This window comes from Micromonospora sp. NPDC005171 (assembly GCF_040608575.1).
GTDB lineage: Bacteria > Actinomycetota > Actinomycetes > Mycobacteriales > Micromonosporaceae > Micromonospora.
This window is the reverse complement of sequence record NZ_JBEXIM010000011.1, coordinates 1-21441: the sequence shown is the minus strand read 5'-3', so window position 1 is coordinate 21441 and position 21441 is coordinate 1. Positions and strand designations below refer to the sequence as shown.

The window sequence follows — 21441 nt, the reverse complement described above, 5'->3', positions numbered from 1 at the left end:
CGGCGCAGGATAACGCCTCAGCCGACGACGGTCGCGGTCGCGGCGAGGTGCCGCGTCAGCCAGCCGGCGGTGGCCGTACGGGCCGCCTCGGCGTTCGCCCGGGCCAGGAAGTCGTGCCCCTCCCCGGCCAGCACCAGGTGCCCGTGCGGCACCCCCCGGGCGGCGAGGGCCTGGGCGACCTGCGCCGATTCGCCCGCCGGCACGTTTGTGTCGTTGGCGCCGTGGATCAGCAGCACCGGCACGTCCAGCCGGTCGATGTGGGTCAGCGGCGACAGGTCCCGCAGCAGGTCGGCGTCCCGCTGCGGGTCGCCGTACTTGCTGACGGCGGCGGCGGCGATCCACGGCTCGGTGCCGGCGAAGAAGGTCCGGAAGTCGGAGATGCCGCACTCGGCCACCCCGGCGGCGAACAGCCCGGGGAAGTTCACCAGCACCGCGAGGACCAGGTAACCACCGTAGGAGCGGCCCAGACAGCCGAGCTGGCCGGGCCGGGCGACGCCGGCATCGACCAGGAAGTCGGCGCAGGCGGCCACGTCGGCGATCGCACCGTAACGGCCGGCGAGGTTGTCGGCGGCGACGAACGACCGGCCGAACCCGGACGACCCGCGCACGTTGGGCGCGAACACCGCGACGCCCTGCGCGACGAGGGCCTGGAACAGCGGGTTGTAGCCGGGACGCTCCTGCGCCTCCGGGCCACCGTGCAGGCTGATCGCGGTCGGCCAGGGGCCCTTCCCGGCCGGGCGGTACAGCCAGCCGGAGAGCGGCAGCCCGTCGCGGGCGCGCAGGTCGAGAAGTTGCGGCGCGACACCAGCATCGTCGGCGCGCGGGGCGGTGTCCGGCCGCAGCGGGCGCGGCGCCCCGGTCGACGGGTCGACCAGCCACACCTCCCGCGGCTGCACCGGCCCCTGCGCGGTGAGGCAGAGCAGGCCGCCGTCGGCGGCGAAGACCGCGTCGCCGAGCACCTCGCCGGGGGCGGTGACGGCTCGCTGCACACCGCTGGCAAAGTCGATCAGACTCAGCTCGCTGCGCCCGCCGTAGGTGTTCCACAGCAACGCGCCGCGCTGCCCGTCCGCGCTCAGCGTGACGTGTTCCAGCTCGGCGTCCGATCGCCCGGCGAGCCGGGTCGGCGGCTGCTCCGGTCGGGTCAGGTCGACCCGCACCAGCGCGGCCAGCTCGGAGTACGCGTCGGTGCGCGCCAGCACGCTCGTGCCGTCCGGGCCGAACCAACCCTGGTCGGTGCTGCCCCGGCCAGTCTCCGGCAACAGCCGCCGCCGAACGCCTGTCGCCACGTCCAGCAGCTCCAGCCAGCGGGCGTTGCGCGGGCCACGACGCAGCAGCGCCACAGCGGCGTCCGGGGTGACGTCCAGGAGGGTCAGCAGGTCGCCCTGGGCGAGCACCCGCCGCTGCCCGGTGGCCGCGTCGACCAGAAGGGCCTGCCCGTGCTCGTCGGTCTCGGTGACCGCCATCAGCGCGCCGCCGGGCAGCCAGCCGGCCAACCCGGCGCTGCGGCGGCCGAACCCGGCGACCTGGTGGCGTCGCGTGCCGTCCGGGCGCAGCACCCACAGCTCTGTGCGGGGCGCGCCCCCGGGGGCGACGACACAGGCCAGCCACTGCCCGTCCGGCGACCAGCTCAGCGCGAGGACCGGCTCGTCGCCCACCGGCAGCGCGACCGGCGCACCGGCGTCGACGTCGCAGACCCAGACGCCGGGCGTGCCAGCCCGGTCGGAGAGGAACGCCACCCGGCGGCCGCCCGGGGACGGCGCCGGGGCGAAGTCCTCGCTGGTGGGCAGCGGCGGCGACACCGGCCGGCGGCTCGCGGGTCGGGCCCGCCGGGTGGTGCGCGGCGGCTCAATCCGTACGCTCATCTAAACCCCGATCCGCTGCAACCAGAGCTCCAGCAGCCCGAGCTGCCAGAGCGCGTTGGAGCCCAGCGTGGTCCGCCGGGCGTTCGGCGCGTCCAGCAACTCCTCCAGGTAGTCCTTGCGGAACAGGCCCCGCTCGCGCGCCGGTCGGGCGGTCAGCGCGTCCCGCACATCGTCGAGCAGCGGGCCGGAGAGGTGCCGGATGGCGGGCACCGGGAAGTAACCCTTCGGTCGGTCGATCACCTCGTCCGGGACGATGCCCCGGCTCGCCGCCTTCAGCACACCCTTGCCGCCCTGCGCCAGCTTCATCGCGGGTGGGCAGGCGGCGGCCAGCTCGACCACCTCGTGGTCGAGGAACGGCACCCGGGCCTCCAGCCCCCAGGCCATCGTCATGTTGTCGACCCGCTTGACCGGGTCGTCGACAAGCATCACCAGGCTGTCCAGGCGCAGCGCCGCGTCCAGCGCGGTGTCCGCGCCGGGCGCGCCGAAGTGCGCGGAGACGAACTCCAGGCTGGCGTCGTGGTCGAGCATCCACTCGGGCGCCAGGTGCCCGCCGAGCGCGTCGTGGCGACGATCGAAGAACACCCTCGCGTACGCCTCGACGGCGTCCGCGCGGGCCACGTTCGCCATCGGCGGGTACCAGTCGTAGCCGGCGAGGATCTCGTCGGCGCCCTGCCCGGACTGCACCACTGTGATCCGCTGCGACACCTCCTCGGAGAGCAGGTGGAACGCGACGCAGTCGTGGCTGACCATCGGCTCGCTCATCGCCGCGATGGCCTGGTGCACGGCCGGGACGAACCGCTCCGCGCCGATGCGGATCTGCTGGTGGTCGGTGTCGAAGTGGCGGGCCATCAGGTCGGAGTAGTGGAACTCGTCGCCGCTCTCCCCCGCCGCGGCCTCGAAGCCGATGCTGAAGGTGGCCAGCCCGGTCTGGCCCTGCTCGGCCAGCAGCGCGACGATCAGGCTGGAGTCGAGGCCGCCGGAGAGCAGCACGCCGACCGGCACGTCGGCGACCATCCGCCGTCGTACGGCGGTGCGCAACGCCTCCATGAGCCGTTCCTGCCACTCGTGCGCGGACATGGCGGGGGCGGCGGCCCGGTTGAACTCCGGCCGCCAGTAGGTGGTGTCGGTGCTCCGGCCGTCCGCGGTGATCACCCGCACGGTGGCCGGCGGCAGCTTGCGGACCCCGGCGAGGATCGTGCGCGGCGCCGGCACCACCGAGTGGAAGCTCATGTAGTGGTGCAGCGCCACCGGGTCGAGGTCGGTGTTCACGTCACCGGCGGCGAGCAACGCCGGCACTGTCGAGGCGAAACGCACCCGGCCCGGCCCCTCGGCCAGGTAGAGCGGCTTGATGCCGAGCCGGTCCCGGGCCAGCACCACCGTGTGCGTGGCCAGCTCGACCAGGGCGAACGCGAACATTCCGTAGAACCGCTCGACGCAGGCCGTCCCCCACCTGTGGTACGCCTTGAGGATCACCTCGGTGTCCGAGGTGGACCGGAAGGAGTAACCGGCGGCGGTCAGCTCGTCGCGCAGCTCCCGGTAGTTGTAGATGCAGCCGTTGAAGACCATGGCCAGGCCCAGCTCGGTGTCGACCATCGGCTGGGCGCCCGCGTCGGACAGGTCGATGATGCGTAGCCGGCGGTGCACCAGGGCCACCGGCCCCTGCTGCCACCGGCCCTCGCCGTCCGGGCCCCGCGAGGCCAGGGCGGGGAGCATCCGCTCGACGGCGGCTGTGTCCGCTGGCGCCCCGTCGAGGCGGAGTTCACCTCCGATACCGCACATGGCACGCACCTCTCATCGGCTGGGGCCGCTGACCGGTCCAGGCTTGGCGGACCGGGTTGCGTCCCGATGACGTGTGGGTCAAGCGTGGGTTACACCGACGGTTCGTCGGCTCCACCGAGAAGCCAGGTGTCCTTCGACCCGCCGCCCCGCGACGAGTTGACGATCATGCTGCCGGCCGGCGCCACCCGGGTCAGCGCCACCGGCGCGACCTCGGCGGTGTCACCGAGGAACACGAAGGCCCGCAGGTCGACGTGGCGGGGAGCCAGCGCCGTGCCGTCGAAGACCGGGTGGGTGGTCAGCGCGATCATCTCCTGGGCGATCCACCGGTGCGGGGCCGCGAGGATCTGCTCCCGGACCGCGTCCAGCTCCTCCGCCTCGGCCCGGGGGCCGATCACCACCCGGTCACCGCCGTACCCGTCGACCGGCTTGAGCACCAGCTCGTCGAGCCGGCTCAGCACCTCGGCCCGCTGCTCGGGCAGCCCACACAGGTACGTCGGCACGTCCCCCAGCAGCGGCTTCTCGCCCAGGTAGTACTCAATCAGCCGGGGCACGTACGCGTACAGCGCCTTGTCGTCACCGACACCGTTGCCCAGCGCGTTGGCCAGCGTGAGCCGCCCGGCGTGCACCGCGGCGAGCAACGGCCACCCCAACGGCAGCCCGTCCGCGCCCGGCGCGTGCAGCAGCGCCTCCTCGTCCATCCGCAGGTAGATCACGTCGACCTCGCGACGGCAGCCCTCGCGGACCAGCCGGACCCGGCCCTCCTCCACCAGCAGGTCACCGGTCTCGGTCAGCGGAACCCCCATCTCGTCGGCGAGCAGCCGATGCTCGAACCACGCCGGGTCGCCGGGGCCGCTGCTGAGCACCACCACGGCGGGGTCGTCGGCCGCGGCGGGCGCGGCGGCGACCAACGCCCGGTACAACATCGCCGGCGTCTCGTCGGCGGGCAGCAGATCGTCCGGCACCGGCAGCTCCGGCAGCACCGCCTGGGTCAGCCGGCGGTTCTGCACCGCGTAGCCGATTCCGGAGGGCACCCGCAGGTTGTCCTCCAGCACGTACCAGCCGCCGTCCGGGTCCCGGACGAGGTCGGTGCCGGACACCTGGGCGCGGGTGCCCCGGCGGCCCATCAGCGCCCCGGTCGGGCGCAGCCCGGGTGAGGACTCCACCACCCACGCCGGTACCACTCCGTCGGCCACCACGGCCCGGTCGGCGTAGACGTCGCGCAGGAACGCGTCGAGGGCGCGGGCGCGCTGCACCAGGCCGGTCCGCAGGGTCCGCCAGTCGGCGGCGGGCACCACCCGGGGCACCAGGTCCACCGGGAAGAGCCGGGTGCTCGCCTCGCCGGCCACGCTGAACGTCACCCCCCTGGCCCGCTGCTCCTCGTCCCGGTCGTGCTCGCGTTGACGCAGGGCGCCGGCGCCGAGCCGGCGCAGGGCGGCGAGCATCGGGGCGTACGCCGGCTGCGGTCCGGCCGGTCCGAAGACCTCGTCGCCGGCGTCGGCGTAGGTGGGCAGCGCTGGCGGTGTCGGCCCACCGGGCAGCGGCGCGCGGATCCGGCCGCGGGTCTCGTCGAGCAGCAGGTCGACCACGTCGGCGAACCGGCCCCGTCGTTCGTACGCCCGCCGCTGCCGGGCGGCGGAGCTGCCGCGTTCCAGCGCGTAGCGGGTCAGTTCGCTGACCTGCTCCCAGTCTCCGGTCGCCTCCAACTGCGGGCGCAGGTCGGTCACCAGGCGGCGGACCGCCTGGGCGGCCGGCACCGGGCGGGCCGACCGTGGCAGGTCGAGCAGGTCACCTTCCAACCCGGAGCGGGCCGCCCGCCACACGGCGGCGCGCAGCACCGGTGGTCGTACGGCGGTGCGCTCCACACCGGCGCGCAGGGCGGCGACCTCCCGCCGGACGATCGCCCGGAACAGGCCGGTGAGCAGGACGATGGTCTCCACGTCGGCGTTGGCGTCGGTGATCCGCAGTTCCACTGTGGGCACGTGCGCCGACGGCCGGACGTCGAAATAGATCATGGCGGGGTCGGTGATGGTCTCGGAGGAGATCAACTCGGCGACCAGCGCCTCGTGGTCCGCGGCGCTGGTCACCTCGCCCGGATCACCCGCGGTGGGCCAGCGCTGCCAGACCAGGGATCGGACGCTGGCGTAACCGCTGTCCTGGCCCATCCAGTACGGCGAGCTGGTGGAGAGTGCGAGCAGCACCGGCAGCCAAGGCTGGACCCGACGGGTGACCGCCACCGCCAGGTCCCGGTCGGAGACGCCGACGTGCACCTGCGCGCCGCAGATCAGCTGCTCCCGGGCGAGCAGCTGGTACTCGTCGAGCATCCGCCGGTAGCGGGAGGTGGGTGTGACGCTGGGGTCGCCGTCGGCGCGCAGCGGCACCGTACCGGCCGCCACGATGCCCAGCCCGGCCCGGTCGGCGACCTGGACGGCAGTCTGCCGCAGCCGGGTCAGCTCGGCGCGGATCTCGTCCAGGGTGCGGCAGACCGCGGTGTTGGTCTCCACCACGCTGCGGTGCAGCTCGGCGGTGAACGAGGCCGCCGGCAACCGGTCGAGCAGTTCCCCGGCGCGGGGCACCAACTCCCGGGTGTGCAGGTCGACGACGTGAAACTCCTCCTCCACACCGATCGTGGCCAGGTCAGCCGGGTCACCGTCGTCCAGCGACAGGGCCGGGTTGGCGCGGGGCGTGGGCAGCGTCCGGCCGTTGCCGGACCGGCCCACCGGCCCGTCGTACGTCGGCGCGTTCGTGGTGTTGTCGGCCATGGTCACCCCGGTTCGCGTGTCGGTGGTGGACTGTCCGACGAGCGTTCCCAGGGTTGGTACCGGGGGTGTTTCCGGTGCGTTAAGGTGACGCGCCCGTTCTGTCCGGGCTGCTCAGGGGCGGGTGATCAGCCAGTGGGTGGGGTCGCGGGCCGGCCGAGAGCGCGCCGGCGGTGACCCGGTCACCGTCGTCGACCACCGCTGCACCGTGGCTTTCAGAAAGCGGCCCCGGGAGCTGTCGACGGCGGGATTGGTCGACACGGGTTGGTGGTGTCGGGGCATCCCGCTGGCCTGGACACCCCGACATCAGCAGTCTCGAATCGATCGGTCACGGTCGAGGACCGGCCGGGGTCACCTCATGTTCGCCACCACGAACGCCGCGTGGCCGTGCAGGTAGTTGGTCCACCCGCCGGTCACCGGCGCGCCCGGGCTGAGCAGGTTGGTGGTGTCGGTGCCGACGTCGAGCTTCCAGGCCGTCCAGGAGATGCCGTTCGCCTTCATCCAGTCGATCCAGGACTGCGCCTCCGGCAGGCAGGCCCGGCCGTCGAGGCCGCCATCGGCGTTACTGGCACCCCACTCCGTGACGAACAGCGCCAGACCCGCGCGGATCGCCGCGTCACCCTTGGCGCGCAGCGACGCCCCGTGCGTGCAGGAGTAGAAGTGCAGCGTGTACATCAGGTTGGTGCCGGCGACCGGGCTGGCCGCCGCGACGTCCACGTCCTGTGACCAGGTCGGGGTGCCGAGCACGATGATGTTGTCCGGGTCGGCGGCGCGGATCGCGGACACCACCGCCTGGTGGTACGGCTTGATCACGTTGGTCCAGCTGACCTGGAGCGGCTCGTTGTAGGGCTCCCAGATGACGTTGGGCAGGTTGCCGTAGCGGCGGGCCAGGTCACCGAAGAACGCCACCGCCTGGGACTGGTTGTTCTGCGCCTCGTGCGCGTGCCAGTCGACGATCACGTACACCCCGGCCGTGACCGCGTTGTTGATGATGGTCTCCACCTGCGCGCGCGCCTTGGCCGGGTCGCTGAGGTACGCCCCCGCCGGCTCCACGCCCATTGCCGCGCGGATCACCTGGAGGTTCCAGTTGTCGCGCATCCAGGTCAACGCCGAGAGGTTCTCGGCGTACGGGGCGGTCTCCCAGTTGAGCCACATGCTGCTGATGCCGCGCAGCTGCACCCGGGCGCCGGACTTGTCGCACATCGTCGTGCCGCAGACCCGCAGCTGCCCGTGTCGCTCAACCGGCGTGCCGGTGGTCGGGGGCGGCGTGGTCGGGGGCGGGGTCGTCGGCGGCGGGGTGGTCGGTGGTGGGCCGCCGGCGCAGGCCGCGCCGTTCACAGTGCAGTTGACCGGGGTGCCCGAGCCGTTGACGAGGAAGCCGAACGAGGTCGAGGCGCCGGCGCCGAGGCTGCCGTTCCAGGACACGTTGGCGAAGGTGTAGCGGCTGCCCGAGGTGGTCTGCTGCGCGTTCCACGACTGGGTGATGGTCGAGGAGGACGGCAGGTCGAACTCGACCCGCCAGCTGGTGATCGGTGCGGAGGTGTCGTTGGTGACGGTGACCTGCCCCTGGTAGCCGTTGCCCCAGTTGTTCGTCACCGAGAACACGGCGGTCGCCGCGCTGGCCGGTGAGGCGGCGACCAGGGCCACCCCACCGGCGAGCAGGCCGGCGACGGCCAGGGTCGTGACAAGTCTCAGTGTGCGCATGCGGAACCCGCTTCGGATCGACGGTGGTGGTCTGAGGCGGGGCGGCGCCTTCGCGCACAATATCGATCGATGCCGATGCAGGCAAGGTGGGCGCAGCGGGGACCGACCCCGGCCGGGCCGGTCCCCCGCGGCGTTCAGGCGGCTGGTCGTACCCGGTAGCCCAGGTGGGTGACGCCCTCGCCCTCGACGACGCTGAACGGGCCGTCCAGCTGAAGTGGCGCGATCTTCAGGTCGGCGAAGAGCGGGATGCCGGCGCCGAGCAGGACCGGGACGAGGTCGACGTGCACCTCGTCGAGCAGGCCGGCCTCGACGACCTGGGCCGCGATGGTGCCACCGTTGACACCGACCTCCTTGTCACCGGCGAGCGCCTTCGCCCGGGCGACGGCGCTCTCGATGCCGTCGGTGACGAAGACGAAGGATTCGCTCTCCGGCTCCCAGCCCTCCGGCACGCTGTGCGTGACCACCACGACGGGTACATCCATCGGATGCCGACCACCCCACCCGCTGGTGATGTCGAAGAGCCGCCGGCCGACGACGAGCGCGCCGGTCCGCTCGGTGAGAGCCCGCAGATGCCGGGCGCTCGCGGCGGACGTCCGGAACGTCATCTCGGGGTGGGCCGTCGGCGTCTCGACGTCGCCGTTGGCGTACCACTGGAAGAGGTACTCGAAGCCACCGTGGGACGCGTCCGCGATGTAGCCGTCCAACGACATCGTCGCCCCGGTCGTCACCTTCGTCATCGATCCACTCCTTGTTCCGTGCCGTGTCGGCTCGTCGGCGAGACCGGGTGTCCCCGGCCCTCACCCATGGTCGAAGCCGGCCCGACCGGCCTCGACACGTCCACTAATCTTTTCGGACGGCGCTGGACGCTCCGCCCCGATCGAGCAGCACCGCCTGGCGGACGTGTCGCGTGTGCTCAGCGGGTCCGGGCGAGGCCTCCTGGCGAACACCTGGGTAAAACCCTGAGCGTTTGCCCGGTGGTCAGGGACGCAGCGCGTTGAGCACCAGGTCGGCGTACCGGCGCCACACCGCCGGGTCGCGCTCGTCGAGCACGATGAGCTGCCGGACCGCCCCGCAGAGGAGCACCCGGATGTCCAGCTCCCCGGCGTCCGGACGGATCTTGCCGGACGGCCGGGCCGCCGCCACCAACTGCCCGATCAGGCCCAGGATGCGCGCGGCGGGCACCAATCTGCCCTCGAAGAACGCGTCGGCGAGGACCCGGTCGCGGGCGAGGCGTCCGAACAGGTCGGGCACGAAGGAACACCACTCCCGGTACGCGTCGGCGCCGTCGAGCGCCGCGCGGAGGCGCTGCTCCAGCTCCTGAAACTGCCGCTGGACGACCGCGACGATCAGGTCCTCCTTGCTGGGGTAGCTGCGGTAGACCGTCGCGCGGCCCACCCCGGCCCGCTCTGCCACCTGCGGCACCGTCACCTGCAGACCCTGCTCGCTGAAGAGCTCCCGGGCGGCGGCGATGACCCGCTCCTGGTTGCGACGGGCGTCCAGACGCCGATGGGGAGCATCCGGTTCGCTGGGCGTCCGCGGGGTCATGGCTTCAGTCTGCCCGTTCGGTCTGGTCGGTCAGCAGCGGCTCGTCGCCGTACACGGTGGTGAGTTCGACGTTGAGCACCGTGGCCACCCGCCCGAACGACCAGTAGTAGCCGATGACCTGGAGCACCTCGACGATCTCGCGCTCGCTGAGGATCTGCCGCACCTGGTCGAAGAGGTCGTCGGGAACGCGCGGTGACCGCACCACCTCGGCGGCGAACCGAATGAGCGTCCGGTCGTACGCGGAGAGGTGCGGGCTGTCGATGTCCCGGCTGCTGATGATCTCGCGGGTGCGTTTGTCGACGCCGGCCGCCGCGGACATCGGGCCGTGCTGGGCCGCCTCGAACTCGCACTCGGTGTACTCGGCCACGGTCAGGATGACCAGTTCCCGCGAGCGGGCGGGCAGTTCCAGCGCTGTGAACTGCGCCCTCGCGAGTTGGATGAAGAGGGCCACAGTGCCGACCGAGTGGGTCAGCATCTTGACCATCGGGTCGGGCGGCAGGGCGGACAGGACGTCGCGCACGTCGGCCGGGATCGCGTTCGGGTCGGGGTCAGTGAGGCGGGGCATGGCTCACTCCGGTTCTGGTCGTCGAGCTGGGTCAGGCGGGCAGGTCGAAGCCGGTTTCGCTGAGGTGACGGAAGCGGCCGTCCTCGGCGTACGTCCCGAAGATCGCGATCTCCCGCCTGGCGGTCGACCCGTCGACCATGGTGATCTCGTAGACGTGTCGTTCGGCGTAGCGGAGACCGTCGCGCAGCTCGTCGAGGACCCGCACGGTGCCGCTGACGATCTGCCCGCGCACCCCGGTCACCATCTCGACGAATGCGGCTCGGTCGAGGGTCTCGCCGTCGCGGCGGTGGGTGTAGTCGGGGGCGTAGAACTCGTCGAGCGCCTCGGTCAGGTCGCGGGTGGGCTCGAAGACCACCGCGCGCAGGGCGTCACTGATCCGTACCGGGGTCATGGGGCTCCTCGTGGGTCACTGCCAGGCATATCCGGACTCAGGGGTCCGCTTAGCGTCCACCGTACCGGACTCCCGAGTCCGCTTCCGGTGAGAGTCGTCACGCACCCGAGGAGCAGCCGTGCCGACCTCGGCGATGCGGGTCCGCCGCTGCGGTCGTAGCGTGGGGCACATGCGAACCACCACGCTGGGCAGCACCGGGCCCGAGGTCGGCGTCATCGGCCTCGGCTGCATGGGCATGAGCCACGGCTACGACGTCACCGGCCCGCGCGACGACGACACGTCCATCTCCGTCATCCGACAGGCACTGGACCTGGGCGCGACGCTCATCGACACGTCGGACGTGTACGGGCCGTACACCAACGAGGAACTGGTCGGACGAGCACTGGCCGGCGGCCACCGGGAGCGGGCCGTGCTGGCCACGAAGGTCGGCCTGGTGGCCACCTCCCCCACCGGCGGCCCCGACAAGTTGCCGAAGATGGGCAACAACGGCCGCCCGGAGCACATCCGCGCGGCGATCGACGAGAGCCTGCGCCGGCTCGGCACCGACCACGTCGACCTCTACCAGTTGCACCGGGTCGACCCGGAGGTGCCCATCGAGGAGTCCTGGGGTGCGATGGCCGAGGTCGTGGCGGCGGGCAAGGCCCGCCAGATCGGGCTCTCCGAGGTGACCGTCGCCCAGATCGCGCGGGCCCAGGCGGTGCACCCGGTGGCGTCGGTGCAGTCCGAGCTGTCACTGTGGACGCGCGACCCGTTGACCGAGGTGTTGCCGTACTGCGCCGAGCAGGGCATCGCCTTCCTGCCGTTCTCCCCGCTCGGTCGCGGTTTCCTCACCGGCCGGTTCACCTCGTTCGACGACCTGCCCGCCGACGACTTCCGGCGCGGCCTGCCGCGCTTCCAGCAGGACGCGCTGCGCGCCAACCTCGCCATCGTCGCCCGGGTCCGAGAGATCGCCGACCGGGCGGGCGTCAGCCCCGCGCAGGTCGCCCTCGCCTGGGTGGTCGCCCAGGGCGACCAGGTCATTCCGATCCCTGGCACCAAGACCCCGAAGTACCTGGTGGACAACTGCGCGGCCGCCGACGTGCGGCTCAGCGCCGAGGACCTGGCCGACCTGGACGCGCTGCCCGCACCCGAGGGTGGCCGCTACTGAGCCTCCGGCGGCCCGGCAGCACGCGGCCGGGCCGCCACCGGCGGACCGAACCGGACCCCGACACCGGGCGAGTAGAGCACGCTGACCGGCGGCCCGAGCCGGGCCGGCAGCCCGGCGGCGGCAACCAACTCGTCGTCCAGGTGCAGCACCTCGGCCCGGTGCAGCGGCCAGCGCGGATGCCAGTTCGGCAGGTGCAGCGTGCGCCCGTACGCCCGGGTGTGCAGCCCCCAGCGGGCGGTGACGAAGTGTTCGAGCGGAGTCGGGTCGACGATCCGCTCGCCCACCCGCACCACCATCCGGCTCGTCGCGCCCGCCGGCCCGGGCCAGCGCCGCCGGCACCGGTAGGTGCGACGGTCGCCGTCGCGATCCACGCGCATCGAGGACCAGAGGTACGGCAGACGCAGCGTCGCCCGCGCCACCAGCACCGGCACCAGGCGGGACGCGTCGAGCGACCGGAACACCACGGCGCGTCGGCCGGCATCGTCGACCGAGTAGAGCCGGACGTTGGTCTCCCAGAAGGTGCCGAAGTAGGGCACCCCCGGCCCCCGGCCGAAGCCCAGCCCCACCATCCGGAAGCCGATCAGGCCGACGTAGCTGACCCCGTCCAGCGCGTCCGGACGGGTGCCGGCGGGCAGCAGCGGTGCGACGAGCTCCGGGTCGACGGCCCAGTGCAGGAAGGTGAGGTCCTCCCAGCGCTGGCGCAGGACCGCCCAGGGGAACGACTGCCGGGGCGAGTGGTCAACCGGTTCGGGGTGCACGCTCTCATCCTCGCCCAAGCGGTGGCCGGCGTGGTCTCAGGCGTGCGGGCCGACACTGACGGTGCCGATGGTCAGCGATGCCTTACCCTCCAGGATCTCGCCGACCCGTTCGACCTCCTCCCCCAGCGCCCGTTGCCCCGCGGCATCGAGCGTTCGCAACGGCTCGACGGTCACGCGGATCGAGCGGCCGGACCGGCGTTGGTGCCACACGCCGGCGACCACCCCGTCCACCAGAAGCACCGGATAGTTGCCGGCCTGACCGCCGGCGAGCGCCCGCTCGGCGGCGGCGCCGGGGAAGAGCCGCTCGCGGGGGTGACAGCCCACCGCGTACGCGTCGAAGTAGGGCAGCAGCCGCAACCCGGACGGCCGGTCGTCGGGGAACTCGGTGTCGTCGGCGGCCACCCAGGCCCGGCTGCCCTCCACAGTCACCTCGGTCAGCTCGGCCGAGTCGAACAGCCACGTCGCCCACCCCGGCGGCACCCCCAACCACCTGGCGAACTGCGCCGGGGTGGCCGGCCCGTACGCGTGCAGGTAACCACGGACGAGTGCGGCCATTGCGGCCCGACCGGCCATCGGCGTGAAGTCGGGCAGCCACCGGGTCGGGCTGGTGTACGTGGTGGCCCGACCGCGATTCGCGCCGAAACAGACCACCCCGGCCCGGGTGGCGGCGGGCATCGCGGCGAGCCACCGGGGCAGGGTGTCCTGGAACGCCTCCATGACCAGGTCGCCCGCCCACGGGCCGGTGCGGGCGACGATCTCCTCGGTCAGCTCGGCGGTGGTCAGGTCCGCCTCGGAAACCGCGTCGGCGATGGCCGCGAGAACCTGCTCGGTCTGCCGGGGCGTCAGCAGGACCACGGTGCGCTCCCACGACGGGGCCGGCAACGCGGACAGCGCGCCGACCCACATCGGCAGGTCCGCCGCGGCGAGCAGGTGCACGGTCCCGCGCGGCCCCCGGGTCTTGACCAGGGTGCGATCCGTCCACAGTGACCGGCGTACCAGGGCGCGGGTCGCGCCCGGCACCCGCAGCCCGATGGACAGCTCGGCGGCCGAGGCGATCTGGGCGTGCGCGCCGCAGATCGCCGACACCGCGTCCGCGACGCGTCCGGCGCCCGGTGCCGCCGCCGACGACGACGGGCGGAGCTGGTGCCGCCGGAGACGTCGAGCCGAGACCTGAGCCCAGCTCAGCTCGGTCATCGCAGACCCTTGAAGAACGCGCGGATGTCCGCAGCGTGCGCCAGCGGCTCGTCCATGGCCACGAAGTGGCTGCCCGGGTTGCCCTGCGGCCAGTGCACGATGGTGTTGTCTCGCTCGGCGAGGCGGCGCATCAACGCGGACCCACCGCCGTACACACCGGACGGCACCCGTCGCTGGCCCGTCGGCCAGGCGAAGCCGCCATCATCGGCAACGGTCAGCCGCTCGTACATCGGCCACGAGGACGTTCCGGACGTGCCGGTGAACCAGTAGAGGCTGACATTGGTGAGCAGGTGGTCCCGGTCGATGGCCTGCTCCGGCGTCGGCACCGTCATGGTGAACTCCTTGAACTTCTGCATCATCCACGCCAGCAGCCCGCCCGGCGAGTCGTTCCAGGCGTACGAGAAGGTCTGCGGCGCCGCCCGCAGCAGGGCGTGATGGTCCACGCCACCGCTCATCCACCGCTGCATCTGCTCCCACTCGGCGCGTTCCGCCACGCTCATGTCCGGCACGTCGGCGGCGGTCGGGAAGCCGAACCCACCGTCGATGTGCACGCGCCGACCACCTTCTCCGGCGCCACCGCCGCCACCCGCGGCGCGACGTACGCGCCGAGGTCGCCGCCCTGGGTGCCGTAGCGGTGGTAGCCGAGCCGGTCCATCAGCTCGGCCCACATCCGGGCGAGCCGGTCGATCGTGAACCCGGCCGGCGGCGCCTGCGAGAAACCGTAGCCGGGCACCGACGGGACCACCACGTGGAACGCCTGCGTGGGATCGCCGCCATGGGCGCGCGGGTCGGACAGTGGGCCGATCAGCTCGGTGAACTCGACAACGGAGTTCGGCCAGCCGTGCGTCAGCAGCAACGGCAGCGCGTCTAGTTCCGGCGAGCGGACGTGCAGCAGGTGCACGTCCAGGCCGTCGATCTCGGTGACGAGTTGGGGAAAGTCGTTGAGACGCGCCTCGTGCGCCCGCCAGTCGTAGCCACTCGCCCAGTACTCGGTCAGCTCACGGAGGTAGTCCACCGGCACCCCGCGGCTCCAGCCGGTGCCGGGCAACGAGCGGGGCCACCGGGTTCGGGAGAGCCGGTCACGCAGGTCGTCGAGGTCGGACTGGGGGATGTCGATGCGAAAGGGCGTCATGCCGAGAACGCTACGACTCAAATAGGACAGGTTCTGGCACACATCACTGGCATTCTGGGAGCCATGTCCGACACCCCCGCCCGACTGCTGGGCCTGCTGTCGCTGTTGCAGACGCCGCGCGAGTGGCCCGGCAGCGAACTGGCCACCCGACTCGGGGTCAGCCTGCGCACCATCCGCCGCGACGTGGAGCGGCTGCGTGACCTCGGCTACCCGGTGCAGGCGACGATGGGCGCGATCGGCGGATACCGCCTGGTCGCCGGCAAGGCGATGCCCCCGCTGCTGCTCGACGACGACGAGGCGGTGGCGATAGCGGTCGGTCTGCGCACCGCCGCCGGTCACGCGGTGGCCGGCATCGAGGAGGCCTCGGTGCGGGCGCTGGCGAAGCTCGAACAGGTGCTGCCGTCCCGGCTGCGGCACCGGGTCAGCGCGCTGGGGGCGGCCACCGAACCGATGCTCACCTGGGACCAACCGACGGTCGACCCGGAGCACCTGAGCGCGCTGGCCGCCGCCGTCAACAACCAGGAGGGACTGCGGTTCACCTACCGCCGTCGCGACGGCGTGGACACCGAACGGCTCGTCGAGCCGTACAAGCTGGTGTCGGCGGGCCGGCGCTGGTATCTGGTGGGCTACGACAACGACCGCGACGACTGGCGGATCTTCCGGGTCGACCGGATCACCGACCTGCGGCCCACCCGGACCCGGGTCGCCGCCCGGCAACTGCCGGCGTCCGACGCGGCTTCGTTCATGACGGAGAAGCTGCTGGAGCTGACACCCGTCTACCGGGCGGTGGTGACCCTGCACGCCCCGGTCGAGCGGATGGCGGGCCCGCTCAGTGGCGCCGGCGTCGATCTGGAGCCGATCGACGCGACCTCGTGCCGGCTGCGCAGCAACGCCGACACACTGGAGTGGCTGGCGTGGCGCCTGCTGACCCTCGGTTGCGAACTGGAGGTGCACGAGCCGCCGGAGTTGATCGCGCACCTGCGGCAGATCGGCCTTCGTGCCACCCGCGCCGCCAGCCCTTCCGCAGCGTAGGACGGCCAGCCGCTCGGGGCATCGACGCGCCGGCCCGCCGTACGCTTGATGAAGCACAAGCGGTCGAAATGTGCTTTCGGGGAGGAACTGGGCGTGACGCAGAGCGACATGGAGCTGGTCGTGCTCGCGCAGGCGGGAGACGCAGCCGCGCTGGGTGCGCTGCTGGCCCGACACGAGGCCGGGATGCGGGCCGTCGCGCTGAGCGTCCTCGGTTACGGGCCGGACGCCGAGGACGCGGTGCAGGACACCATGCTCGTCGCCCTGCGTCGCATCGGCGAGGTGCGCGACCCGAGCGCCGTCGGCCCCTGGTTGCGGGCCATCGTCCGCAACAACAGCCGGATGGCGCTGCGGGGCCCGAAAGCGGTCCCGGTCGCCGAACCCGAGTGGTTCACCCGCCCCGCCGACACGCCCACCCCGGAGGAGGCGCTGGACCGCGCCGCGACGCGCGACTGGGTGTGGCACTCGATCGGGCAACTGTCCGAACCTGACCGGCTCGTCACACTGCTGCGGTACTTCAGCGACGCGTCCTCGTACGAGCAGATCGCGGCCGTGTGCGGCGTGCCGGTCGGCACCGTCCGCAGCCGCCTCAGCCACGCCCGCCGTGCGCTCGCCGGCGGCCTCCGGACGGCGGCGGAGGCGGCGCACACCGACGTCGCCGCGTCGAACGACTCGCGGTGGCGGGAGGGCCACGACATGATCGCCACGGCGATGGGCGGCGACTTCGAGCGGGTGGTCAGCGAGAGCTGGTGGCCGGACGCCGAGATGATCGTGCCGGGCGGCCCGCGCGGCGGCCGTGACCTGGCGATCAGTGGCATGAACCGCGACCTGGCCGCCGGGGTACGTCAGCGGCTGCGCAACGTGGTGGCCAGCGGTGACGTGCTGATCTGGGAGACCGACCTGCTCAGCCCACCCGACGACCCGGAGCACTGCCCGCCCGCGGCGCTGTGGTTGCAGGTGCTGCGCGAGGGCCGGGTACGCCAACTCACCCTCTTCCACCCCGTCCCGGCGCTGGTCTGAAAAAAACATCCCCGACCGAGCGAACTTTTCCCTCGACCCGTGCATCTGGTCCGCGTCATGCACCAGTTGCCGTGTCGGCGGACGCCGCGCGGATCTCGGATCGGGAGATAGTTCATGGGTTCCACCAGCCACGACGTCAGCGCCCTCGCACCCGGCGCCCACACGTTCACAGTGGACGGCGTTCGGCAGGTCTACCACGTCGCCGGCACCGGCCCGGTCTGCGTGGCGCACTCCGGCGGCCCGGGCATCGAGTGGGCGTACCTGCGGACGCCCAGCCTTGAGGCGCACTTCACCATGGTCTACGTGGAGCCGGTGGGCACCGGCGCGTCCGGACAGCTCGACAACCCCGGCGATTACCGTCTCGACACGTATGTCCGGTTCCTGCACGCCGTCGTCGAACACCTCGGCGAACCCCGGGTGTACCTGCTCGGGCACTCGCACGGCGGTTTCGTCGTCCAGCGGTACGCGCTCGCCCACCCGGACCGGATCGCCGGCCTCGCCCTGTACGACACCTCCCCCGTCACCGGCGCCGAGTTCTGGGCCGAGGCCATGACCGGCCTCGCCGCCTACCCGCAACGGCACCCGGACCGGCCGGAGGCGGCGGCGGTCCCGGCCGCCTTCGCACAGATCGGCGGCGCGACGGACGACGAGTCGCTGGGGGCCGCCCTACGCGCCGCCCTGCCGGCGTACTTCGCGGACTTCTGGGGCCGACAGGACGAGTTCGCCCCGTTCCAGGCGGCCGTCCGGATCTGGGCGACGCCGGCCGGCGCACAGGACCCCACGCCCTTCGACGTACGGGCGAACCTCGGTGAGATCACCGTGCCCGTCGTGGTGGTCGTCGGGGCGTACGACTTCATCTGCGGGCCCCGCTGGGCGGCGCAGTTGCACGCGGGGCTTCCGGACTCACGGCTGGTGACGCTGGAGCGAAGCGGACACTTCGCGCACATCGAGCAGCCGGTGGAGTTCACCGACGCCGTGGCGGAGCTGCTGAAGCGGTGAACTCCACCGAGGCACAGCGCGCCCCGAGGTCCGTACGTCACAGCGGGCAGGCCTCGGGGTGCGGGCGCGTTGCACGGTCATAGGCTGAGCACTTTGCTGCACCGTGACGAAGAGGAGACCGCCGTGAGCCAGACCGAACGGATGGATTCCGTCGACGAGTGGAACGTGGCCGAGGACGACGGCGTCCTGGACGCCTCCGACACCCTCGACGACGACCGGGTCGGCGACCCCCTCGACACCGGCATCATCGCCGAGGACCACTGGACGGCGGCAAACCGGTTCGGCACCACGCCGGCCGAGGAGCGGGCGGGCGAGTCCCTGGAGCAACACCTCGCCCAGGAGGTGCCGGATGTCGACCCGTACGCCGAGGGTGGCGACGACGAGGACGAGCTGACCCGCCGGGGGTACGAGGCGGAGGCGCGCGCCGGCCGGCTCGTCGCCTACGACGAGGGCGTCCGCGAGGACGACGAGGCCGAGTCGGTGGCGTGGGACGCCGGCATCGACGCTGGTGCCGCCAGCGCCGAGGAGGCGGCGATCCACCTGGTCGAGGACCCGGACGGGCCCGGCGACGGTCCGTTGCGCTGACGCCGTACCCGCCGCGCCCAGCACCTCACCCGGTGCTGAGCGCGGCGGGGTCGGTCAGTGGATGACGACGGGCGTCTTGACCTGCTCGCCCTGCGGGTCGTCCAGCTGCGCCGGCTGACGTCGGCGCGGCAGCAGTGCGGCCGGGATGAACGTGAGCACGACCAGCGCGAACGCGACCCAGAACGTGCTGGCGAACGACTTGGCAGCGAAGTCGAGCCCGCGCTCGATGAGCGACGGGTCCACCGGCATCTGCTGAAGCAACTCCGGCCGCTGCTGGGAGGCGATGGCCAGCCCGGCCTCGGTGACCGGCTTGCCGCTCTCGTCCACCAGGCCGGGGATCGGCCGGGAGCCGTTCAGCTCGTTGGTGAGGATCACCGACATCACGGCGGCGCCGACCGATCCGCCGATCTGCTGCAGGATGTTGACAAGCGTCGAGCCGCGCGCCACCTCCTGCGCCTGCAACGTCCGCAGCGCCGACGTCATGATCGGCATCATCGTGCCGCCCATGCCCAGACCCATCACGAACAGCGACCCGCCGAGCAGCCAGTACGAGGTCTGCGGGTCGACCTGGGTGAAGCCGAAGAACCCGACGACGATGAGACCCAGCGCGAACGGGACGGTACGCCCGATCGGCACCCGGTCGGCAAGCGTGCCGGCGATCGGCATGGTGATCATCGCGCCGATGCCCTGCGGGGCCATCAGCAGACCGGCGGCCAGCGTCGACTCACCGCGCACCTGCAGGAAGTAGCTCGGGAACAGCAGGCCGGCGCCCATGAACGCGATGATGAACACGAACATCGTCACCGACGCGATGGTCAGGCTGCGGTTGCGGAACAGCCGCAGGTCGAGCAGCGGGTGCCGGGGCTTGAACGAGTAGAGCACGAACGCCACGACCAGCGCGCCACCGACAAGCATCGGAGCCCAGACCTTGGCCTCGGCGAAGGTGCCCACCTCCGGCAGGGACGAGACGCCGTAGAGGAAGAGGGCGAGGCCCGGCGAGAGCATGAGCATGCCGACGAAGTCGAACGACTCTGACGGCTCGGGCGCGTCCTTCGGCAGCGCGAACTGCGCGTAGATCAGGGCGATCACGCCGATCGGCAGGTTGATCAGGAAGATCCAGTGCCAGCTCGCGGTGTCGATCAGCCAGCCACCGAGGATCGGGCCGCCGATCGGCCCGAGCAGCATCGGGATGCCGAGCACCGCCATCAACCGGCCGATCCGGTGCGGGCCGGCCGCCCGGGTCATGATGGTCATGCCCAGCGGCATGAGCATGCCGCCACCGAGGCCCTGCAGGACCCGGTAGCCGATCAGCTCACCGATCGTGTCGGCCATGGCGCAGAGCCCTGAGCCGATGGTGAACAGGGCCAACGCCACCATGTAGAGCCGTTTGGTGCCGAACCGGTCCGCCGCCCACCCGCTGAGCGGGATCACGGTGGCGAGGGCGAGGGTGTAGGCGGTCATGGTCCAGGCGACGCGGGCGTAGGACGCGTCGAACTCGCTCTGGAATTTGGGCAGCGCCACGCTGACCACCGTGACGTCGAGGATCGACATGATCGCGCCAAGGACGACGACGCCCGCCACCTTGAGCACCGCGGCGTCGAGTTTGTCCGATGTCGCGACGGATTGCTGTGTCACTAACTCTCCTGAAGTCGATTGAGCCGGCCGATAGTGGGCGGTGGCGGCGATGCCGCGCCTACCGGGCGCGGGGCGCGACGTGCCGAGGCAGCGACGCGCGGAGGCAGACTAACCGCCAGTTGTGACGATTCGCCGCCGGATTTCGTGACCGGCCGGCCACGTACCCGAACGGCCGTCCTTTTACAGCCGCTCGTCGGGGTGTCGGTCAGCCAGCAGCGCGACAGAACAGCCTGATCATCGCGGCCTGCCCCGGCTTCGTCGCGACCGTCCTCCACGGCTTCCGGCGGCGTCCGTACCCCCGGGAACGGGGCGCGGCGATCGCGGTCCGCCTCGCGCCCCCGCCCCACGACGGGCCGGGCCGGCGGGTTCGTCGAGGATGCGAGTGCGGTGCCCTGAAGCTCACCGGTCCGCCGACCGCGGCCGAGCGGGAAGTCCGCCCGTAAGCCACTCCCGACCCTGTGCGGCAGGCCCTCATTCCGCCCCCGGTGGCTGGGCGTGCCGGGCCCTGGTCGCACACCTCGCACCGCCTCGGTAGCCGAACCGGAGCCCGGCGCACCGAAGCGCGGCGCACCGAAGCCGGGCACACCGAAGCGCGGGGCACCGGACCTGGCCGCGCGCCCCGCACCGCTTCGGTAGCCGCGTGAATTTGGGGCGTGCTGGCTGGCCACTCGGTCGGCCTGCTGACCGGGGTGATTGTTGCGCTGGTGGTGCTTACGTTCGTCGGTGGTAGTGGTTGCGGCGGGAGACCTGGTCGGGATCGAGCCAGGCCGGTGGCACGAATTCGGGGTGGCCATCGCTGGCCAATCGCACGGCCCAGTCGCTGCGGTGCAGGTGCCGGTGGTGGTGCCCGCAGAGCAGGACGGCATTGGTGAGGCTGGTGTCGCCGCCGTCGGCCCAGTGGCGGATGTGGTGGGCGTCGCACCAGCGCGGCGGTCGGTCGCAGCCCGGGAAGGCGCAGCCCCGGTCACGCAGCATTAGAGCTCGCCGGAGGGGGCCGGTGATGAGGCGGCGTTGTCGGCCGAGGTCAAGTGGTTGGCCGGCGCCGCTGAGGACGGCGGGGAGGACGGTGGCGTCGCAGGCGAGGCGGCGCACGGCCTCGGAGGTGAGGTGCAGGCCAGTGTCGAGGGCACCGCTGCCCAGTTGTCGGGTCAACCCGTCGTAGCTGGTGGTGACGACGATCTGGGCGGCGTCGCCGCCACTGTCGGGCAGCTCGCTGGTCCGGAGAGCGAGTCGGCAGACGTCGGCGAGGGCGTCGTGCCGGCGTTGACCGGGGGATCGGGAGTCGTCCGGCCCGGACGGGGTGGTCAGTGGGTCGATGGCGGCGCGGAGCAGGCCGGCGG

18 protein-coding genes and 2 pseudogenes are annotated in these 21441 nt (G+C 72.3%); 5 read left to right on the top strand and 15 right to left on the bottom strand.

The window, feature by feature from the left end; translation table 11 throughout:
• Nucleotides 1–17 precede the first annotated feature (17 nt).
• From ABZU74_RS16300 to ABZU74_RS16265, 8 genes are all read right to left on the bottom strand, one after another.
• Nucleotides 18–1862 carry a S9 family peptidase gene (locus ABZU74_RS16300; RefSeq protein ID WP_355423895.1) on the bottom strand — a complete coding sequence of 615 codons (1845 nt, stop codon included), beginning with the start codon at nt 1860–1862 and terminating at the stop codon, nt 18–20.
• Complete coding sequence (locus ABZU74_RS16295) at nt 1863–3641, bottom strand: N-acetylglutaminylglutamine amidotransferase (protein WP_355423892.1); 1779 nt, start codon at nt 3639–3641, stop codon at nt 1863–1865.
• An 89-nt stretch (nt 3642–3730) separates the two neighbouring features.
• Nucleotides 3731–6400, bottom strand: a complete 2670-nt coding sequence (locus tag ABZU74_RS16290; protein WP_355423889.1) for a carboxylate--amine ligase/circularly permuted type 2 ATP-grasp protein — start codon at nt 6398–6400, stop codon at nt 3731–3733.
• 348 nt (nt 6401–6748) lie between these two features.
• Nucleotides 6749–8101, bottom strand: a complete 1353-nt coding sequence (locus tag ABZU74_RS16285) for a cellulase family glycosylhydrolase (protein ID WP_355423886.1) — start codon at nt 8099–8101, stop codon at nt 6749–6751.
• 134 nt (nt 8102–8235) lie between these two features.
• Nucleotides 8236–8838 carry a dihydrofolate reductase family protein gene (locus tag ABZU74_RS16280; RefSeq protein ID WP_355423883.1) on the bottom strand — a complete coding sequence of 201 codons (603 nt, stop codon included), beginning with the start codon at nt 8836–8838 and terminating at the stop codon, nt 8236–8238.
• Nucleotides 8839–9079: 241 nt separating this feature from the next.
• Nucleotides 9080–9646, bottom strand: a complete 567-nt coding sequence (locus ABZU74_RS16275; RefSeq protein WP_355423880.1) for a helix-turn-helix domain-containing protein — start codon at nt 9644–9646, stop codon at nt 9080–9082.
• A gap of 4 nt (nt 9647–9650) precedes the next feature.
• A complete protein-coding gene (locus ABZU74_RS16270) occupies nt 9651–10211 on the bottom strand; it encodes a hypothetical protein (protein ID WP_355423877.1) in 561 nt (186 codons plus the stop codon).
• Between the two features lie 31 nt (nt 10212–10242).
• Nucleotides 10243–10602 (bottom strand): hypothetical protein, encoded by a 360-nt coding sequence (locus ABZU74_RS16265; RefSeq protein WP_355423874.1) that lies wholly within the window; start codon nt 10600–10602, stop codon nt 10243–10245.
• A gap of 169 nt (nt 10603–10771) precedes the next feature.
• Here ABZU74_RS16265 and ABZU74_RS16260 point away from each other — a divergent pair, with 169 nt between their 5' ends.
• Nucleotides 10772–11749 (top strand): aldo/keto reductase, encoded by a 978-nt coding sequence (locus ABZU74_RS16260; protein WP_355423871.1) that lies wholly within the window; start codon nt 10772–10774, stop codon nt 11747–11749.
• Here the strand turns inward: ABZU74_RS16260 and ABZU74_RS16255 are convergent.
• From ABZU74_RS16255 to ABZU74_RS16240, 4 genes are read right to left on the bottom strand one after another with little or no spacing between them, the layout of a single operon-like run.
• Nucleotides 11743–12507, bottom strand: a complete 765-nt coding sequence (locus tag ABZU74_RS16255) for a DUF2071 domain-containing protein (protein WP_355423868.1) — start codon at nt 12505–12507, stop codon at nt 11743–11745. The genes ABZU74_RS16260 and ABZU74_RS16255 overlap by 7 nt on opposite strands.
• A gap of 36 nt (nt 12508–12543) precedes the next feature.
• The gene (locus ABZU74_RS16250) at nt 12544–13701 is read right to left on the bottom strand and encodes a winged helix DNA-binding domain-containing protein (RefSeq protein WP_355423865.1); all 1158 of its coding nucleotides are present in this window, start codon (nt 13699–13701) and stop codon (nt 12544–12546) included.
• Nucleotides 13698–14252 carry a hypothetical protein gene (locus ABZU74_RS16245; RefSeq protein ID WP_355423862.1) on the bottom strand — a complete coding sequence of 185 codons (555 nt, stop codon included), beginning with the start codon at nt 14250–14252 and terminating at the stop codon, nt 13698–13700. The genes ABZU74_RS16250 and ABZU74_RS16245 overlap by 4 nt, the downstream gene beginning before the upstream one ends.
• A complete protein-coding gene (locus ABZU74_RS16240; RefSeq protein ID WP_355423859.1) occupies nt 14198–14833 on the bottom strand; it encodes an epoxide hydrolase in 636 nt (211 codons plus the stop codon). The genes ABZU74_RS16245 and ABZU74_RS16240 overlap by 55 nt, the downstream gene beginning before the upstream one ends.
• Nucleotides 14834–14896: 63 nt before the next feature.
• Here ABZU74_RS16240 and ABZU74_RS16235 point away from each other — a divergent pair, with 63 nt between their 5' ends.
• A complete protein-coding gene (locus tag ABZU74_RS16235) occupies nt 14897–15865 on the top strand; it encodes a YafY family protein (protein WP_355423856.1) in 969 nt (322 codons plus the stop codon).
• A 48-nt stretch (nt 15866–15913) separates the two neighbouring features.
• A pseudogene (locus tag ABZU74_RS16230) lies at nt 15914–16462 on the top strand (sigma-70 family RNA polymerase sigma factor); the annotation flags it as partial.
• A 41-nt stretch (nt 16463–16503) separates the two neighbouring features.
• Here the strand turns inward: ABZU74_RS16230 and ABZU74_RS16225 are convergent.
• Nucleotides 16504–16560, bottom strand: a pseudogene (locus ABZU74_RS16225) (hypothetical protein); the annotation flags it as partial.
• A gap of 436 nt (nt 16561–16996) precedes the next feature.
• Between ABZU74_RS16225 and ABZU74_RS16220 the strand changes: the two are divergent.
• A complete protein-coding gene (locus tag ABZU74_RS16220) occupies nt 16997–17881 on the top strand; it encodes an alpha/beta hydrolase (RefSeq protein ID WP_355423853.1) in 885 nt (294 codons plus the stop codon).
• 123 nt (nt 17882–18004) lie between these two features.
• Nucleotides 18005–18466, top strand: a complete 462-nt coding sequence (locus ABZU74_RS16215; RefSeq protein WP_355423851.1) for a DUF5709 domain-containing protein — start codon at nt 18005–18007, stop codon at nt 18464–18466.
• A gap of 54 nt (nt 18467–18520) precedes the next feature.
• On the opposite strand, the gene ABZU74_RS16210 is transcribed toward ABZU74_RS16215, so the two are convergent.
• A complete protein-coding gene (locus ABZU74_RS16210) occupies nt 18521–20101 on the bottom strand; it encodes a DHA2 family efflux MFS transporter permease subunit (protein ID WP_355423848.1) in 1581 nt (526 codons plus the stop codon).
• Between the two features lie 711 nt (nt 20102–20812).
• Nucleotides 20813–21441: DUF222 domain-containing protein (locus ABZU74_RS16205; RefSeq protein WP_355423846.1), on the bottom strand; the 629-nt coding region annotated here is incomplete at its 5' end.

Excerpts from the sequence above, each read along its gene's own strand:
- ABZU74_RS16300 (WP_355423895.1), bottom strand. The coding sequence starts at position 1,862 with ATGAGCGTACGGATTGAGCCGCCGCGCACCACCCGGCGGGCCCGACCC.
- ABZU74_RS16295 (WP_355423892.1), bottom strand. The coding sequence starts at position 3,641 with ATGTGCGGTATCGGAGGTGAACTCCGCCTCGACGGGGCGCCAGCGGAC.
- ABZU74_RS16290 (WP_355423889.1), bottom strand. The coding sequence starts at position 6,400 with ATGGCCGACAACACCACGAACGCGCCGACGTACGACGGGCCGGTGGGC.
- ABZU74_RS16285 (WP_355423886.1), bottom strand. The coding sequence starts at position 8,101 with ATGCGCACACTGAGACTTGTCACGACCCTGGCCGTCGCCGGCCTGCTC.
- ABZU74_RS16280 (WP_355423883.1), bottom strand. The coding sequence starts at position 8,838 with ATGACGAAGGTGACGACCGGGGCGACGATGTCGTTGGACGGCTACATC.
- ABZU74_RS16275 (WP_355423880.1), bottom strand. The coding sequence starts at position 9,646 with ATGACCCCGCGGACGCCCAGCGAACCGGATGCTCCCCATCGGCGTCTG.
- ABZU74_RS16270 (WP_355423877.1), bottom strand. The coding sequence starts at position 10,211 with ATGCCCCGCCTCACTGACCCCGACCCGAACGCGATCCCGGCCGACGTG.
- ABZU74_RS16265 (WP_355423874.1), bottom strand. The coding sequence starts at position 10,602 with ATGACCCCGGTACGGATCAGTGACGCCCTGCGCGCGGTGGTCTTCGAG.
- ABZU74_RS16260 (WP_355423871.1), top strand. The coding sequence starts at position 10,772 with ATGCGAACCACCACGCTGGGCAGCACCGGGCCCGAGGTCGGCGTCATC.
- ABZU74_RS16250 (WP_355423865.1), bottom strand. The coding sequence starts at position 13,701 with ATGACCGAGCTGAGCTGGGCTCAGGTCTCGGCTCGACGTCTCCGGCGG.
- ABZU74_RS16240 (WP_355423859.1), bottom strand. The coding sequence starts at position 14,833 with ATGACGCCCTTTCGCATCGACATCCCCCAGTCCGACCTCGACGACCTG.
- ABZU74_RS16235 (WP_355423856.1), top strand. The coding sequence starts at position 14,897 with ATGTCCGACACCCCCGCCCGACTGCTGGGCCTGCTGTCGCTGTTGCAG.
- ABZU74_RS16220 (WP_355423853.1), top strand. The coding sequence starts at position 16,997 with ATGGGTTCCACCAGCCACGACGTCAGCGCCCTCGCACCCGGCGCCCAC.